This is a genomic window from Enterococcus sp. DJ147D b, assembly GCF_058216655.1.
The window spans coordinates 1565923-1583402 of sequence record NZ_CM177104.1; the positions used below are offsets into that span (position 1 = coordinate 1565923).

Annotated in this window: 15 protein-coding genes; all 15 read right to left on the bottom strand. The window is 37.2% G+C overall.

All coding sequences use genetic code 11. From position 1 onward, the window contains the following. Positions 1–3 precede the first annotated feature (3 nt). Positions 4–669 carry a helix-hairpin-helix domain-containing protein gene (locus AC4BD1_RS07415; protein ID WP_206909298.1) on the bottom strand — a complete coding sequence of 222 codons (666 nt, stop codon included), beginning with the start codon at positions 667–669 and terminating at the stop codon, positions 4–6. Between the two features lie 207 nt (positions 670–876). Further along, positions 877–1920, bottom strand: coding sequence for a SepM family pheromone-processing serine protease (locus AC4BD1_RS07420; protein ID WP_490485407.1), 1044 nt, complete (start codon positions 1918–1920; stop codon positions 877–879). Beyond that, positions 1910–2401, bottom strand: a complete 492-nt coding sequence (gene coaD, locus AC4BD1_RS07425; protein WP_490485408.1) for a pantetheine-phosphate adenylyltransferase — start codon at positions 2399–2401, stop codon at positions 1910–1912. The genes AC4BD1_RS07420 and coaD overlap by 11 nt, the downstream gene beginning before the upstream one ends. Next, the gene (rsmD, locus tag AC4BD1_RS07430) at positions 2398–2958 is read right to left on the bottom strand and encodes a 16S rRNA (guanine(966)-N(2))-methyltransferase RsmD (protein WP_206909292.1); all 561 of its coding nucleotides are present in this window, start codon (positions 2956–2958) and stop codon (positions 2398–2400) included. The genes coaD and rsmD overlap by 4 nt, the downstream gene beginning before the upstream one ends. A gap of 124 nt (positions 2959–3082) precedes the next feature. Then, complete coding sequence (locus AC4BD1_RS07435) at positions 3083–3421, bottom strand: YlbG family protein (protein ID WP_206909291.1); 339 nt, start codon at positions 3419–3421, stop codon at positions 3083–3085. Continuing rightward, complete coding sequence (locus AC4BD1_RS07440; RefSeq protein WP_490467303.1) at positions 3411–3842, bottom strand: YlbF/YmcA family competence regulator; 432 nt, start codon at positions 3840–3842, stop codon at positions 3411–3413. The genes AC4BD1_RS07435 and AC4BD1_RS07440 overlap by 11 nt, the downstream gene beginning before the upstream one ends. Next, complete coding sequence (locus AC4BD1_RS07445) at positions 3832–4959, bottom strand: CAP-associated domain-containing protein (RefSeq protein ID WP_490466186.1); 1128 nt, start codon at positions 4957–4959, stop codon at positions 3832–3834. The genes AC4BD1_RS07440 and AC4BD1_RS07445 overlap by 11 nt, the downstream gene beginning before the upstream one ends. Positions 4960–4985: 26 nt before the next feature. Continuing rightward, positions 4986–8414 carry a pyruvate carboxylase gene (locus AC4BD1_RS07450; protein WP_206909289.1) on the bottom strand — a complete coding sequence of 1143 codons (3429 nt, stop codon included), beginning with the start codon at positions 8412–8414 and terminating at the stop codon, positions 4986–4988. Between the two features lie 21 nt (positions 8415–8435). Continuing rightward, positions 8436–9602 (bottom strand): FtsW/RodA/SpoVE family cell cycle protein, encoded by a 1167-nt coding sequence (locus AC4BD1_RS07455; RefSeq protein ID WP_206909288.1) that lies wholly within the window; start codon positions 9600–9602, stop codon positions 8436–8438. A 2-nt stretch (positions 9603–9604) separates the two neighbouring features. Beyond that, positions 9605–9907 carry an Fpa/YlaN family protein gene (locus tag AC4BD1_RS07460; RefSeq protein WP_206899276.1) on the bottom strand — a complete coding sequence of 101 codons (303 nt, stop codon included), beginning with the start codon at positions 9905–9907 and terminating at the stop codon, positions 9605–9607. A gap of 200 nt (positions 9908–10107) precedes the next feature. Then, on the bottom strand, positions 10108–11856 hold the full coding sequence (gene recQ, locus AC4BD1_RS07465) for a DNA helicase RecQ (RefSeq protein WP_490485409.1): 1749 nt from the start codon (positions 11854–11856) through the stop codon (positions 10108–10110). Positions 11857–12097: 241 nt separating this feature from the next. After that, positions 12098–13927, bottom strand: a complete 1830-nt coding sequence (typA, locus tag AC4BD1_RS07470) for a translational GTPase TypA (RefSeq protein WP_490485410.1) — start codon at positions 13925–13927, stop codon at positions 12098–12100. A 205-nt stretch (positions 13928–14132) separates the two neighbouring features. Continuing rightward, positions 14133–14897, bottom strand: a complete 765-nt coding sequence (locus AC4BD1_RS07475; RefSeq protein WP_206909284.1) for an inositol monophosphatase family protein — start codon at positions 14895–14897, stop codon at positions 14133–14135. A 5-nt stretch (positions 14898–14902) separates the two neighbouring features. Further along, positions 14903–15178: a UPF0223 family protein gene (locus AC4BD1_RS07480; RefSeq protein ID WP_206909282.1), complete on the bottom strand. Its 276-nt coding sequence runs from the start codon at positions 15176–15178 to the stop codon at positions 14903–14905. Between the two features lie 142 nt (positions 15179–15320). Continuing rightward, a complete protein-coding gene (locus AC4BD1_RS07485) occupies positions 15321–17465 on the bottom strand; it encodes a pectate lyase-like adhesive domain-containing protein (protein WP_490485411.1) in 2145 nt (714 codons plus the stop codon). Positions 17466–17480 lie beyond the last annotated feature (15 nt).

The window sequence follows — 17480 nt, forward strand, 5'->3', positions numbered from 1 at the left end:
GAGTTAGTCTATTGTTATTGTAACGAAGTTTCTTAGTTTTTCAACCGTCTTTTCCCCAATTCCCGATATTTCTTCTAGCTCTTCTACTGATTTGAAATACCCATTCTCTTCACGATAGTTGACGATGTCTTGTGCCTTCTTTGCTCCTATCCCTGATAATTCTTGCAATTCCGAAATATCTGCTGTATTGATATTGATTTTTGACTCCGTAACAGTTGGTGTTTGGTTCTGTGGCTGATCCGGACTAGCCTCACCGATTTTCGGAACATAAATCAATTGTTGGTCCACCAACTTCGCAGCAGAATTGAGTTGACTAGTATCTGCATCTTCTGTCAATCCACCAGCTTTAGTTAATAAATCTTGTACACGTTGGCCTTGTGTCACAGAATAAACACCTGGGTATTTAACACTTCCTTTGATATCCACATATATTTGTTCAACTGTGTTACTCTGTTCTTCGGCTGTCGTCTCAGTAGTTAGAATCGTTTGGTCTATCGTTGCTGCTGAAGGTGTTTTTACTGTATTTGCTTGAAAAAAATAAATTCCTCCACCCAAACAAATCAATATCAATCCGAAAAAAAGACTGACCACTCGTTTAGGTGATTCGACAAAGTTATGATAGATCTGAGTTAATTGTGCTTTCAACGATGCAACTACTTGTGCCAACATTTAGAAATCACTCCTTTCAACTGTTTTTTGTGTTGCCTTTTTGCTAGTTGGTATTTCCCTATTCATAATTACTTACGTCAAAATGAAACTTTATTTTTTTATTTCATAATTTTTTCCAACTCTCATCGTTCTTCATGAATTTGTTTTTCCAAAAAAAAAACGAAAAGTCCGGAACAAGTTGTCCGAACTTTTCGCCTAGTGTCTAAATCAGCTCATCTTTTTTAGATAATCTAACGCATCTTGTACCGTTTTAACAGGAACGATTTTCATCTTACTGTCCAGTTTTTCAGCAGCAGCTTTCGCTTCTTCATAATTTGATTTGAGCTCTGGATACTTTTTCTTAATTGCAGGATCAAGCGTATCATCTGGTGCAAAGAAAATATCCATGCCTGCTTGATTTGCACTGGCAACCTTTTTATCAATTCCGCCAATTCGCCCAACTTCTCCAGAACTGTTGATTGTACCCGTTCCAGCAATTGCTTTTCCTTGTCGAAGATTACTTCCTGTCACCTGATCGTAGATTTCTAAGGTAAACATCAGTCCTGCTGAGGGGCCGCCAATTGAGCCCGCGTTAATCTTCACTTTTGTATCAGATGAAATTTCTGTATGGTCTGTCAGAGTAATCCCAATTCCTGGTTTTTTATCTGTAGATAACTTTATCAAGTCACCTGTTGCTTCTTTTTCTTCTCCATCATGTAAGAAAGTCACCGTTACACTTTGGCCAACTTCTTGACTTTTGATGTACTTCATAAATTCTTCAGAGCTTTTAAAAGTTTTGCCATCTACTTTTGTTACGGTATCTCCAACAGCTAATTTACCATAAAAATTCGATTTTTTTTCGACGCCCATCACATACACACCTTCAAACTTCATCGTATACGATTGATTTGCCAATTTAAGTGCTTGCTCGATTGCCGCATTTTGTGAAGACTCCATATAATACTTTTGCATCTGATTGTACTCTTCACTCGTTGCTCCGCCTGTTAATTCTTCTTTACTAATGATATCTTCAAAATCAGTGAATTTTGCCTTGACTGCTAATAGCCCTGTCGCTTGACGAATCCCTACAGAAGTTAAGGAAAACGAACCTGATGACTCATCTACTTTTCCATTAACTGTAATCAGTTCTTTTAAATTGATTGTTGCTCCTGGTGCTTCAATATAAAATGGCAATGGGACTATTACAAAGGCTGCCACTGCTAGCCCAATTAGTATGATAAGAACACTTTTGATCCATGGTTTAAACTTCATTTTGATCCTGCTTTCTAGCTAAAGCTTCGTTGATTACTGGTGGTAAATAACTACTTACATCACCATTAAAATAAAGGACTTCTTTTAATAAACTTGAACTAATATGGCTATACTCAGGTTTTGCTAAAAGAAAAACCGTTTGTAAGTCACTGTTTAAGTGGTGATTCATTTGAGCAATACCTCGCTCATACTCAAAATCTTTCACATTTCTAATTCCGCGAAGTAATGCTTTGACACCTAACTCCTTTGCTGTTTCTGCCGTTAACTGATGTTCTTGGTGAATCACACGAACATTCGGCAAATGCGCGACAGCTTTCGTAATCAATGCCACTCGTTCTTCTGCAGAAAATAAACTTTTCTTTGAGGTGTTAACAAATACGCCAACAATGACTTCATCAAATAGTTCAGCACCCCGTTCAATTGTATCAAGATGTCCCATAGTCAATGGATCAAAACTCCCAGGAAATAATGCACGTGTCATGCTTTCGCCTCATTTCGATAAATAGTTACAGCAGTAATTCCATAATTTTGCTGTCTGATTTGTGTTAAACTTTCAATCTTTTCGGGAAGTTCAACCGTTTTATCCGTTTCACATACAATGATCGCATCTGGCTTGATCAAGTGAAGTTGAAGCATTTTTTCGATTTGATCCACAATTTTTTGTTTTGCGTAAGGAGGATCTAAAAAAAGAAAATCAAATTGTTCCTTTTGGTTTGCTAATTGTTCAATTGCACGATCAGCATCCAGTTTCAATGTAGTAAATTTTTCTGGTTCTTTGGTGATAGCAATATTTTCTTTGATAATCTTCAACGCTTGATAATTTTTATCTACACAAACAGCGTGTGAACAACCTCGTGAAATCGCTTCGATTGCTAAACCACCACTACCAGCAAATAAATCTAATACTCGTTCACCATCAAAGTATGGACCAATCATATTAAAAATGGATTCTTTGACTTTATCAGTTGTCGGTCTGGTATTTGCACCAGCCAAACTTTTTAATCGGCGTCCACCGTACTCTCCTGAAATAACTCGCATATACTCACTCCTTGTTTCTCGCTTTTATTAGTATACCAAAACCTGACAAAAAAAGGACTGCAAGTCACCAAACAATTTCTTAGTAACTTACAGTCTTCATTCTTTTTATCTGTGAATGTATGACTTAAATATTTTCAGCTAAACGAATTTCTGTACTTAGTTCTTCGATTTCAAAGCCGTCTTCTTTGATTGCGTCTTTTGAACCAATCTTTTCTGCAAAATTCATTTCGATATCTGGACGATAAGAAGGTTCGACTCGTCGAACAAAATGAAGTTTTTTGATTCTTTCTTGTGTTTGTTCAAATGTTTCTTCATTTAAGTAAAGAACAACATATTTCATTCTTCTTGAAACGTAGTGCAGTAACCCAAATTTCTTCAGGTTTTTTAATTGTTTCAAGCTATACACCCAAACAATTATTCCACGGCGCTTAGTTATTTCAAAGTTCGTTTTATCAACTTGCATGACAGTTTCCTCCACATCCAGCATGTTTACTTGTTTCAAAAAATGGACTACCTGCATCAATTTTGATTTCACTGGAAATCCCACGTGCAAGATGTTGTCCTATCTCATCCAAGATTCCTTGTAATTGTGTTTCATTTACCCGAAACTCTGACACTTCATCCGTTAAGTCTAGTTTTCTTTTCGCCGCTCTGACTGCGCGTTGTGTTTCTCGAAAATCAGGCGCATATTTTCCATAATCAGCAATTTGCTCAAAGCTAGCTTTTTTCGCTAAAAAATCTTTTTTTAGCTCTTCCACTTCTTCAGAGTGATTCATGTTTTGTTTGCTTATAAGATATGCACGAAATGTTTCACTTTCACGAATGCGCTGAACCAATTGGTGACATTGATCTTCTAAGCAAAATAATTCTTCATTAATGATCACTGCTATCACTACTTTCTTCCTGCTCTTCTTGCAATAAGACTAACACATTTTCTTTTGAAAAGGCAATTGCTAATGTGTCAGCAGATTCACTCATAAAACGTTCGTGCGTATAGGGATCACTGTACCACTGCAAAAAAGAAAATGTCGGGTCAATCATCGGATGTGTAAACAAGCCAGTCGTTTGTTTCAACTGATTTTTTTCCAAAATATCGATCAATTCATCGCTAGTCAAAGAGAAACGTTTCATTATTTTAGAAGAAGCTGCTGCTGTCTGCCATTCCTCTAATCGTTCTTGCGTTAAATAATCTTCTGGTTTAGTCAAGAAACTTGATAAAACAAGTTTTGTTTTCTCTTCGAAAAGTAATTTCTGCTGGTAAGCAGGTAAATAATCTTCTTCTCTTAATTGATTAAGTAAATTGACGCTCTTTTGCTCTTTTACCCGATTGATTTTATCCCAGTCTGCTTCTTTATCTAGTTGATAGGTTGGTAGATTGCTACCAAAAACTTGATAAGGAAGTAACTTCAGCAAGCTTTCTTTATCCAAATAAGTTACTGCAAACAGACCATTTGTTGTTTGATCAAAAAACATAATTGCAAAAGTATCATTATCAAAGGCAATCAAAGGGCGATAATTCATGTCTTCTTCCATTAATTCGATCCCGATTTCTTCTTTTTGATAATCAAATGTAAAATTCGTATAAATAGTTGTAAAAGCTGTTAAATCTTGCATCGTCATTCCAAAAGAAAATGGTGTAATCTGTTCGTTTGCACTATTTAGCACTTTAATAGTTTTCACCTTGTCCTCTTGGACATTTGCTTCCAAGAGAAGCTGATTTTTAGCATCTTGATAATATCTGATTTCAAAACCAAATCCACTGGCTAGTCGATCATCTGCACGGCCAAAATCCGCTTCAAGTTTGCTAACCGGTTGGTCTATGTACGTGGAAAAACCGGTCGCTTGAAGCTCTTGGTATTTCCACGTTGTCATTTGATTTTCTTCTATTTGTTGGGTTCGATCATTTTTGATTTCTGTCTTAGGTGGAAAGAAAACAGGCTCCATGTAAAATGCTACAACTACCAGAAAAAAGATGGCAGTAAACAATCCTACTCTTTTCACTTTTTTAATTCCACCCTTCGCCAAATTTATTTTTCAGTCACTTCGATTAATAAATCACCTGAGTGGATGACTTCACCAGCACTTACGTAGACATGTTCGACTTTACCGTCAAAGCGCGCTTCAATCGTTGTTTCCATCTTCATTGCTTCTGTAATCAATAACGTATCACCTTTTTTGACGACGTCTCCTTTTTTCACCAATACTTCTAAAACAGATCCAGACATCGTTGCCCCGATTTGCTCTTTATTTGTTGGTTCAGCACGACGTTTCGCTTGAACTGAGCTGACAATTGAATTGTCTTTGACTAGTATCTCACGACGTTGTCCGTTCAAGTTGAAGAACAATACTCGATTTCCATCAATATCAGGTTCACCAATTTCATCTAGACGAATAATCAAAATTTTCCCACGCTCAATTTGAACATTTACTGTTTCACCCAATCGAATACCTTGGAAGAATGTCGGTGTATCCAACAATGTAACATCCCCAAATTGATTGTAAGACGTTTGATAATCTAAAAAGACTTGTGGATACATCAAATAGCTCAATACTTCATCTTTACGAGGAGTATACCCGATTTTTTCTGTCAACTCTGCTTTTACTTTTTCAAAATCGATTGGTTCAGCTAATAATCCTGGACGCTTCGTAAATGCCGGGCGTCCTTTCAAGATGATTGCTTGTAATTTCTCTGGGAATCCACCAACCGGTTGGCCAAGTTCTCCTTGGAAGAACGTTACGACTGACTCAGGGAAACTTAAGTTTTCGCCATTTTCATAAATAGCTTCTTCCGTCAAATCATTTTGGACCATAAATAACGCCATGTCTCCTACTACTTTAGAAGAAGGAGTCACTTTTACGATGTCACCAAACATCAAGTTAACTGTATGATACATTTTCTTGATTTCATCCCAACGATGACCAAGACCAACAGCTTTTGCTTGTTGTTGAAGATTTGAATATTGTCCGCCCGGCATTTCATGCATATAAACTTCTGTTTCAGGAGCATTCAATCCATTCTCAAAAGGTTTATAGTACATTCTGACATCTTCCCAATAGTGATTCAATTCTTGGGCATGTTCAATGTTGATTTCTGGTAAACGTGGACCGTTTACCAAAGCATAATATAAACTACTCATACTTGGTTGACTCGTATTGCCACTCATTGCACTCATTGCCACATCCACGATGTCCACACCTGCTTTTGAAGCAGCAGAATAAGTGATGATTCCGTTTCCGCTAGTATCATGTGTATGCAAATGGATTGGTAAATCTGTTGTTGCTTTTAATTCACTAATTAAGCGATAAGCTGCTTGTGGTTTTAATAACCCAGCCATATCTTTGATTGCAATGATATGGGCACCTAGTTGCTCTAACTCTTTCGCCATGTCTTTATAGTATTGCACATTATATTTTGCACGACTTGGATCATTGATATCACCAGTATAACAAATTGCTGCTTCAGCCACTTTTCCTGCATCACGCACTGCTTGGATACTTTTTTCCATTTGTGGTGTCCAGTTCAAGCTATCAAAAATACGGAAAACATCAATCCCTTGTGCTGCTGCTTCTTGGACAAACTCCACTAGAACGTTATCAGGGTAGTTAGAATAACCAACTGCATTTGATCCTCTAAAGAGCATTTGTAACAATGTATTAGGCATCAACGCACGGATTTTTCTAAGTCGTTGCCATGGATCTTCATTTAAGAATCGATAAGCAACATCAAAGGTTGCACCACCCCACATCTCACTTGAAAATAATTCAGGTAACGCCTCACCAGTTAATCGAGCAATTTTCTTGAATTCTTGGGTTCTTACACGCGTAGCTAACAGACTTTGATGGGCATCCCTAAATGTTGTATCTGTTAACAGAAGATTCTCTTGATTCGTGATCCAATCAACTAAAGCATCCGCACCTTTATCATCTAAAACATTTTTGGCTGTCACATAGTCTTCACGTAGGTCCAATGACGTTGGTATTCTTGGCTCATCATAAAATGGTTTTTCCAGTTTTTCGATTCCAGGGAATCCATTAACGGTGATTTCACCAATATATTTCATGGTTTTATTTCCTCTGTCACGCAAACGTGGAAATTCAAATAACTGAGGCGTATTATCAATGAACGTCGTTTTGGCATGCCCTGATTGAAATTCAGGGTGAGTAATCACATTAAGCATAAATGGAATATTCGTTTTAACCCCGCGAATTCTAAATTCTTTCAAACAACGTTCCATTTTTTGGATTGCTGTATCAAAATCTGCCGCGTGGGTACACACTTTTACTAGCAATGAATCGAAGTAAGGTGTCACCACATAACCAGCATAAGCATTGCCGACATCTAAACGAACACCAAACCCACCCGGTGAGCGATAAGTATCGATTTTTCCTGTATCTGGTAAAAAGTGGTTTAACGGATCTTCTGTTGTGATTCGGCATTGGATAGCTGAGCCATTCAATTGAAGATCATTTTGTTGTGGCAGTCCAATTTCTTTATGGAGGTCTTTTCCTTGTGCAATCAACAACTGGGTGGTCACAATATCTACGTCAGTAATCATTTCGGTAATCGTGTGTTCAACTTGGACACGTGGGTTGACTTCAATAAAGTAGAAGTTATCTCCCTCTACTAAAAATTCAACAGTTCCTGCATTCACATACCCAACATGTTTCATTAACTGAACGGCTGCTTCACAAATTTTTTGGCGCTGTTCTTCACTTAAAGATACACATGGAGCAACTTCGACGACTTTTTGATGGCGGCGTTGCACAGAGCAATCACGTTCAAAAAGATGAATCACATTTCCGTGAGTATCCCCTAAAATTTGGACTTCAATATGTTTGGGATTACCAATATATTTTTCTGCGTAGACCTCATCACTACCAAAAGCAGCTTTTGCTTCACTTTTAGCACGCTCATAACCTTCACGAGCACTTTTTTCATCATAAGCCACACGCATTCCACGTCCGCCACCGCCAAGAGCAGCTTTGATCATGATTGGATAACCATAAGTGTCTGCAAATTGTAACGCCTCTTCAACCGTTGCGACTGGTCCATCAGTACCAGGGATTGAAGCAATTCCTGCTTCGATTGCGGCCGTCTTTGCTTTGATCTTATCACCAAAAATATCTAAATGATGAAGCTTAGGACCCACAAAAGTAATGCCCTCTTCTTCACAGCGACGAGCAAAACTCAAATTTTCTGATAACAACCCATACCCAGGATGAATGGCATCCGCACCACATTCTTTTGCAATTTCAATGATTCCTTCAATATCAAGATACGCATCAATTGGTTTTTTTCCTTTACCAACTAAATAAGCTTCATCTGCTTTAAAGCGATGGACAGAATATTCATCTTCTTGTGCGTAAATCCCAACAGTTTTAATTCCTAATTCTGTACAAGCACGAAATACTCGCACAGCAATCTCTCCACGGTTAGCAACTAAAACCTTTTTCATCGAACCACTCCTACATCTTTTTTAGTATAATCCTAGATTTTTCCGTTTTTCATCTGCACTAATATTAAGTACAAATCCGACACACACCGAGAGCATCAGCAAACTTGATCCTCCCTGACTTAAAAATGGGAAAGTAATCCCAGTTAAAGGAATAACACCAGTAATCCCACCCAAATTGATGAACACTTGGATTAAGAACATTCCGCCAACCCCTATACATAACAACGAATTAAATGGATCACTTGAGCGAATCCCAACTAGAATAATGCGAGCAATCATGAAAAAGAGCAAAGCTAAAATCAAGACTGCCATAATCAAGCCAAGTTCTTCTACAACGATAGCGAAAATAAAGTCTGTTTGTGCTTCTTGTAAGAAGCCTTTTTTCTGAATACTGTTTCCTAAACCGCGACCAAATAAACCACCGTTGAAAATCGCATAGTAACCATTGACCATCTGATGCCCTTTATCAAGTTCATCAGCAAATGGATTTTGAAAAATCGAGAATCGACTATAAATATATTGCAAACGTGCCGGCAAAATTTTCCCATGGGTGACATTCATCAACCAAATAACGAAAATACTTAAACCGACTCCACCGATTCCCACAATCCAAGTATAATAATAGTTTACACCACTTGCTAAAAGCATTACTAAAACAATCAAGAAGATAACTGTTGCATTCCCAAAATCAGGTAAGATTGCGACAATCACTGTCAGACCAAGAACCAACGCTAAAGGTCGTTTGATTGAGCCAACAAAATCTTTTTGCACACCATTTTGACGATTTGCCAACGTCAATGACAAATACCAGATAGCAATGATTTTTAAATACTCAGCCGGCTGAATGGAAAAACCTGCAATGGTTAGCCAACCTTTGGCTCCATTTACTTCTTTCCCAAAAAATAGCACGATGATCAACAAGAGACCTAAAACAACAAAAGCAATCATGATCAGACGCTGATTTTTCAAAACATCGGTCTTCATCTTATATAAAAGTGCAATTGCCACTAAACTCAATACCCAAAAGACGCTCTGGTTAATCACTGACGACATGGGGTTTTGACCATTTTCTAATAATAAATACGAAGTAGAACTATACACCATAATCAAGCCTAGTGCGCATAAAATCAAATAGGGAATTAAAATCGTATAGTCCATTAAATGCCGTTTTTTTACTTTTTTAGGCAAGTTTATTCCTCCCTGCCACTTTCATTTTTTTCATAGTTTTCCTGATAAACATCATTATATAATTGATTCAGTTCACGTTCTAGTTCACTCAAAATTAGCTGTCCTTCGTCTTTTTCAATGATTCCCACACGAATAGCAAAGCTAACTTGTTGAGAAAAACCATACATCTGCGTATCCACCACTTCTTCAAATGCTTTGCATTGTGAAATACACAGACTGTTTTTTTGATTACGAATCAAACGTTTGATCCGATTTGCATCTTCTTTTAACACGTGAACAGCGAATTCTTTGGTTAGAGAATCCATCTATGTCTACCCCCTATTCTAATTTACTCATTATAACATACTTGATTTTTTAACGAACAGTAAAATCAAGGAATTCCTCCCTTTTTTATCTATTTTTTTCTTAAAGTAGATACAGATTTTTTTCAGCTTACAAACTTTTTCAAGAATTTTTTTCAAAAATAAAAATCAGTTTTATCAAACAAACTTTCCTGTGTTTTTTTTTACGTTGTTTCATTCAAAACTTTTAAAAATGCTTCACCATATTTATCTAATTTACTTTGCCCAACACCTTTGATTTGTAACATTTCTAGTCGATTTGTTGGACGTACTTGACTTAATTCTTTCAATGTCGAATCAGAGAAAACCACATAAGGAGGCACTCCAGCATCAGCGGCCAAGTCTGTTCGCAACTCACGAAGCTGTTCAAACAAGGTGTCATTTTCTGCTAATTGTCGAACTTTTTTCGCCTCTTTTCGATAAACTTTCTGTTCATTTTTCAACACTTGGATTCCTTTATCAGTTACTTTAAGCACTGGAAACTCACCTGTCACAGATAACAGGTAACCACTTGAAATCAAATATTCAATGAGTTGTAAAATATCTTTTTGAGATTGCTTCTTCAATAGTCCATAGGTCGACAATTGTTGAAATCCTAACGTTTTTACTTTCTGTTCTTTAGAACCCGCCAATACCTTCATCAAAAGCTGTTTTCCGTAAGCTTCGCCCATTCTTTTAAGACAAGATAGCACCATTTGTGCTTCAGTTGTTACTTCAATTAGCTCACGATCATCTAGGCAGTTTCCACATCGATTACAAGGCGTACTTTTTTCGCCAAAATAAGTTAAGATATATTGTTGCAAACAAGACTCAATATACGCATATTCAGTCATTGCTTTTAATTTCTCGTATTCTTTTTGTTTTTGGTTTTCGTCACGTTGTGATTGTTGGATAAAAAATTTTTGAACTTGAATATCTTGAGCAGCAAACAACAAAATGGCCTCACTTGGCAATCCATCTCGTCCTGCTCGTCCTGCTTCTTGATAGTAGGCTTCTAAAGATCCAGGAATTTGATAATGGATCACAAAGCGAACGTTACTTTTATTGATTCCCATACCAAAAGCATTAGTTGCTACAATCAACTGAATACGGTCAAATAAAAACGCTTCTTGAATTTCAGTTCGCTCCCGTTCATTTAATCCACCATGATAGCGTCCAACTGAAAAACCAAACTTTTGTAACAAATAATACACACGATCCACTTCTTTTCGTGTTGCCGCATAAATAATTCCAGATTGATTTTTATTTATTTTTAAATATTCAAGCAAATATTGTTCCTTTTTTTGATCTTTGATTACTTGAAAAGTTAAATTTTCTCGAGCAAAACCAGTTTGAATATGATTGTTGTCAGGGATTTTTAAAAGTCTTTTGATATCTGTAGCCACTTGAGTAGTTGCTGTAGCTGTTAAGGCTACGATTGCTGGACGACTCGGTAACTGGGCCAAAACCTCAGCCATTTGCAAATAGCTTGGACGAAAATCGTGTCCCCATTGTGAAATACAATGGGCTTCATCGATTGCAATCAGTTCAACTTTCCAATCGCTCATTGCCTGCTGAAAATCAGGCATAATGAAACGTTCCGGCGCAACATAGAGTAATTTACACTGATTGCGATTCAATAAATAAAATCTTTCAGCTGTCTCTTTTCCTGTTAAAGAACTGTTGATAAATGTCGCAGGAATCCCTAGCTGGTTCGCTGCATCGACCTGATCTTTCATCAAAGAAATCAAGGGCGACACAACGATTGTTAGTCCATCCATCATAATTGCTGGTAGCTGATAACAAATTGATTTCCCACTACCAGTTGGCATAATGCCTAAGACATCTTGTTGGTCAAAAATTTTTTGAATGATTTCTTGCTGACCAGGACGAAATTGTTCATAACCAAAATATTTTTTTAATATTTCATACATATTGTGACTCCTTTCTTTTTTAGTTTACTTCGAGATACAACACAGTACAAGCACCCCTTGTGGAACAAAGAGATAATATGAAACATTTACGGAGAGATTTTAAGGTTTTTAAAAAACTTTTAAAAGTTTTTATCTGTTTTGACGAGACTTTTCTTCTTTTTCTTTTTCACTTCTCCACAGATGAAAAAAGACCAGCTCATTTTGAACGAGCTGGCCTTAAGATTATTCATTCATCAATGAATTATTTTTTCTTTTTAGATGCTTTTTCACGAGCATTTTTGTTTAAGATATGTTTTCTCAAACGAATTGATTCTGGCGTTACTTCGCAGTACTCATCATCATTCAAGAATTCAAGTGATTCTTCAAGTGTTAATTGCTTAGGCTTTTTGATGACAGAAGTTTGATCCTTATTAGCAGAACGAACATTAGTCATTTGCTTTGCTTTAGTAATGTTGACTGTTAAGTCATTATCACGACTGTTTTCGCCAATAATCATACCTTCATATACATCTGTACCTGGTTCTACAAAGACTGTTCCGCGTTCTTCAATACTCATGATTGAGTAAGTAGTTGCTTTACCAGTATCAATAGAAACTAATGCACCTTGGTGACGTCCACCAATTTGACCAGCTAACATTGGTAAATATTGATCGAATGTGTGGTTCATGATACCATATCCACGAGTCATTGAAAGGAACTCGGTTGAATAACCAATCAAGCCACGAGCTGGTGTTAAGAAAGTCAAACGAATTTGACCATTTCCAGTATGAACCATGTCTTGCATTTCACCTTTACGCAAGCTTAATGATTCAATCACGCTACCCATGTATTCTTCTGGTGTGTCGATTTGTACACGTTCAAAAGGTTCACATTTCACACCATCAATTTCTTTTTCGATAACTTCTGGACGTGATACTTGTAATTCATAGCCTTCACGACGCATTGTTTCAATCAAGATTGACAAATGTAATTCCCCACGTCCTGAAACAGTCCAAGCGTCAGGTGAATTTGTTGGTTCAACACGTAGAGACACGTCTGTTTGCAATTCAGCCATTAGGCGTTCTTCGATTTTTCTAGCTGTTACATATTTACCTTCGCGACCTGCGAATGGTGAATTATTAACTAAGAATGTCATTTGTAAAGTTGGTTCATCAATGTGTAAAATTGGTAAAGCATCTTGATGGTCAACTGGTGTAACAGTTTCTCCAACGAAGATATCTTCCATACCAGATACAGCAATCAAATCTCCAGCTTTTGCTTCTTCGATTTCTAGACGTTTTAGTCCAAAGAAACCAAATAATTTTGTTACGCGGAATTTTCTAACTGTTCCATCAAGTTTCATCAAAGCTACTTGGTCACCAACCTTGATTGTTCCACGGAATACACGACCAATACCGATACGTCCAACATAATCATTGTAATCAAGCAATGAGACTTGGAATTGTAAAGGTTCGTCGCTATTATCAACTGGTGCAGGAATTTTTTCAATAATTGTATCAAAAATTGGCGCCATTGTTTCTTCTTGATCTGCAGGATCATCAGACAAGCTTGAAGTTCCGTTTAATGCAGAGGCATAAATAACTGGGAAATCTAATTGATCGTCATCCGCACCTAATTCGATGAAAAGTTCAAGTACTTCATCAACAACGTGTTCAGGGCGAGCAGATGGTTTGTCAATTTTGTTCACAACAACGATTGGTGTAATGTGTTGTTCTAAAGCTTTTTTCAAAACAAAACGTGTTTGAGGCATTGTCCCTTCGTAAGCATCAACAACTAAAACTACACCATCAACCATTTTCATGATACGTTCAACTTCACCACCGAAGTCCGCGTGTCCAGGTGTATCCATGATGTTTACGCGAATACCTTTATAATCAACAGCTGTATTTTTAGCTAAGATTGTAATCCCACGTTCTTTTTCTAAAGCATTTGAATCCATCGCACGTTCTTGTAATTGTGTATGTGCGTCTAATGTATCTGATTGTTTCAATAACTCATCAACTAATGTTGTTTTTCCGTGATCGACGTGGGCAATAATTGCTACGTTACGGATATCGTTTCTATAATTCAATGTAACTAACTCCTTCTTTTATCAGTTTATTTCTGACAGGGCAATTTACTCGACTGCTTATTATAGCAAACTTTTTTCATGAAATATAGTGAAATGTTTTCATTTTTTCGCGAAACTTAATAAACTGTCAACTTTTTTTCATTTTCATCACGAAAAATCCCACTTTCCAGTTTTTTAAGCTTCATTTGCCTCCGATCACATCTCTTCACATCTCTAATAATGAATGGATTTGCTTGAACGCTTTTGATGTTGCAGCGACAAACAATTCGCGTCCATGAAAAGCTAACTGATCTCCGTTCATATTACTATAGAAGAAATCGAATTCCTTTAGCAAAACACAGCCAGCTGCATAATCCCACGGACTCAAGTTTGACAAATAACCAATATGATTTCCTTTGAGCATCGCAATCATTTCCAGCCCCGCACACCCAGTGATTCTGACACCCATACTTTCTTCGCCAATCGTTCGAATATTAAATTTATTATGGGCAAATAAATAGCCATTCATTCCTAGTAATCCAGCCTCTAACGCCTTATCTTCAGGCTTTGGAAGTTGCAAATCATTTTGATAGATGCCTATCCCTTGTCCGCCCCAGTACAATTCATCTTTCATCACGTCATAAATAAAGCCTAATTGCCCTACACCATTTTCATACATAGCCAGCATGATACAAAAATTTTCGCCTTCCATCACAAAATTAAGTGTTCCGTCAATGGGGTCAATAATAAATACCCGTCCAGTTAAATCGGTTAGTTCATTGTAGCCATCTTCTTCAGCCAGTATTTTTGCTTCTGGATCAAATGCCATGATCTTTTGAACTAGAAATTGTTGAACTTTTCGATCCATATTCGTGACTAAGTCTTTTCGATTTGTTTTTTCAAAGACTGTTAGTTGTTGCCGTTCACTCGCTTTGACTTTTTCGCCTGCTTCAAGCAACCAACTTTTGATTTCGTGAATTATTGGTTCCATTTAGTTCACCCATTCATCTTCAGAGTTTTTTTCTGATTTTTTTTCGCCATTTGGACCGTTCGATAAAGCGAATAACCCGACACTTTTTCAAACTCTCGACCTAATCGTTTTTCTTCCCCAATGGATTTCACTACTGTTTTAAACTGCTGATAAGCAGCTAAAAAATTTTCATTATTAATCCCAACTTCATTCGCTTTTTCTAAGGCTTCCCACATATTCATCACGGTCACCATTTCATCCGTTGTCCAATCTAAATCAATTGGATATTGGTAATCTTGCATGTACTCATTCCTCCATTTTCTACTCCACCTTAGTTTATCACAGCTCATGTATTTTCAACAGAATCCTGCCAATCAAAAAAAGAAAACCACACATCTCTTTTAACAAAAGAGTGTGTGGTTTTCTAAATACATATTCAACTAATTACTTCACCACTAAATAACCAATACCATCTTTTTCTAATGGTGCAATCGTATGGCTACCAACGGTTGTTTCTGGAATTTCAGTAAAAATATGGGCATAATTATCACGGACAGCACTTCCGACATTTAAGTCTTGTGTTTCGTTAAAGTCGCCTACTTCAAGTGTGACACTTAATTTATATTCTCCTGGTTCTAATCCAGCTAGCACAGTATCTTCAACAATTGCCTGGTACCCATTAAAGACGCCGTTATTGTACCAATCATGGTTTGCACAGGCAAATGTTCCTACCTCTGTCCCATCGGCCGCTGTTAGATGAAGTGTCTTCTTCACAGCATCTTTATTCGTTAAGTCCAAACTACCATTATCGATTGATCCTTCTAAAACCAATCCATAATTTTGCCAATAGCCTAGTTTGAAGAAGTTGATCGTTTGATCTAAATGACTAACGATTTGCGAAACATACTCACTTTCCTTGCCATTAATTACTTGGTTCACGTCGATCTTAGTGCCTTCTGCTTGTGGTTCAATCGTGATTGTCCAACGACCGTCATCTCCAACAGTGCCTGTTCCAAGTAACACGCCATCTACATAGGCATTAATTGTTGCTCCTGGTGTCCCAATTCCGGTTAACTGTTTATCCTTGTCATTCACAACATTGAAAACAGGTGCGTCTACTTTTTCTTCATGCGTAACTACTTGTGAGACTTTGTCACTTTCTTTCCCATCGATTACTTGGTTCACATCAATTTTTGTACCTTCATTTTGTGGTTTCACTGTGATTGTCCACTTTCCTGTTGAATCTACTGTCCCCGTACCAATCAGCGTACCGTCTACATAGGCGTTCACTGTTGCTCCTGGTGTCCCTGTTCCAGATAATGTTTTATCTTGATCGGTAACTGGATTAAAGACTGGTGCATCAACAACAATCCCATCATCTACAAATGAACCACCTTGAATTTTCCCATAATTTGTAAATGGTGATGATTCAAAATGTGGATCAGTTGATGAATAGTTCGTTGTGTGTATTCCTGCGTGAGTATAGCCTAAAATATTGAAAGAAGATTTTACGGGACCCGCAATAACTTCTTGAGGATCAGCTTCCTCTACGCGATCTACCCACCACAAATTATAGCCGGTTGGCGAGTCTAAGGTAACATGTGCAGTAGTTGCATATCCTCCCAAAACTGGACCTTCAGCGTGATGATTCGTAATTGAATAATTTGAACCATTTTCAAACATAATTTCTTTTCCAGCAATAATCGTACTTTGATTCCCATTTGATTCTGCTTCAATCGTTGCTCCGCTTCGAACAAAGAAGTTACCTGAAGTAACAAGGATACTTTCATAAACAGTATCCTCTGTATGAATTTTCAAGTGACTACCATCTTTCAATTCTAGCGTACTTCCGGAAGCTAAATTGATTCCTCGTTGATCAGCAGAATTGATTTCCATTGTACCTTCATTGACCATAGCAAATTTTGATCCGCCTAAAATCGAAGTTTTTTCCGCTTTGATCGTCACGCTCGCATCTTTTCCAACTGTTAGTGTACCTTCAGCATAGCCCATGCTCAAAGCAGATAATCCTGATGTATCTTCTAAGTTAACAGTCGCTCCTGGTAATACTTCCAACTCTTTTCCTTGGAAAACTTCCTCTGTCGTAGAAACACTCGATACTTTACCCTCTAAAGTCAGTTTTCCTTCTGGTAAATAAATCATTTGTCTTCCTGAATGGTCGACATTTTTATATGTAATATTTGCTGTATATGCGCTCCAAAGTAACCCGTATATGTCCGTATTGATAATTTTTACATCTTCCATTAAGCCAACTGTATCTGCTTTTGTAAAATAAAGTTGGTGTAAATCAGCATCAATTGTATGCCCATTCCCGTGAATATTTTTTGTCAAATTGGTAATTGATTCAGTTGCTTCTAATGTGATATCAGCTGTTAAATTAATATCTGTTACATTTACATCTTTAATCGCTGTTTTGAATTCTTCCCATGTTCCAACGTCTACACTGCTTTTTACTTGTTTGACTTCGATAGCTGGCTGGCTTGTCTCAGCTTTGACCGAATCCGCATGACCTAATAACGCTACTGAAAATAAAACACCTGATAAAGATACAATAATCGACGACTTTTTCATAACAAAACCCCTATA

Bases quoted from the DNA above. Each gene is read 5' to 3' on its own strand.
- AC4BD1_RS07460 (WP_206899276.1), bottom strand. From the start codon at position 9,907: ATGGATTCTCTAACCAAAGAATTCGCTGTTCACGTGTTAAAAGAAGAT.
- AC4BD1_RS07435 (WP_206909291.1), bottom strand. From the start codon at position 3,421: ATGCAAGTTGATAAAACGAACTTTGAAATAACTAAGCGCCGTGGAATA.
- AC4BD1_RS07415 (WP_206909298.1), bottom strand. From the start codon at position 669: ATGTTGGCACAAGTAGTTGCATCGTTGAAAGCACAATTAACTCAGATC.
- AC4BD1_RS07485 (WP_490485411.1), bottom strand. From the start codon at position 17,465: ATGAAAAAGTCGTCGATTATTGTATCTTTATCAGGTGTTTTATTTTCA.
- AC4BD1_RS07450 (WP_206909289.1), bottom strand. From the start codon at position 8,414: ATGAAAAAGGTTTTAGTTGCTAACCGTGGAGAGATTGCTGTGCGAGTA.
- coaD (WP_490485408.1), bottom strand. From the start codon at position 2,401: ATGACACGTGCATTATTTCCTGGGAGTTTTGATCCATTGACTATGGGA.
- AC4BD1_RS07475 (WP_206909284.1), bottom strand. From the start codon at position 14,897: ATGGAACCAATAATTCACGAAATCAAAAGTTGGTTGCTTGAAGCAGGC.
- AC4BD1_RS07480 (WP_206909282.1), bottom strand. From the start codon at position 15,178: ATGCAAGATTACCAATATCCAATTGATTTAGATTGGACAACGGATGAA.
- rsmD (WP_206909292.1), bottom strand. From the start codon at position 2,958: ATGCGAGTTATTTCAGGAGAGTACGGTGGACGCCGATTAAAAAGTTTG.
- recQ (WP_490485409.1), bottom strand. From the start codon at position 11,856: ATGTATGAAATATTAAAAAAATATTTTGGTTATGAACAATTTCGTCCT.
- AC4BD1_RS07420 (WP_490485407.1), bottom strand. From the start codon at position 1,920: ATGAAGTTTAAACCATGGATCAAAAGTGTTCTTATCATACTAATTGGG.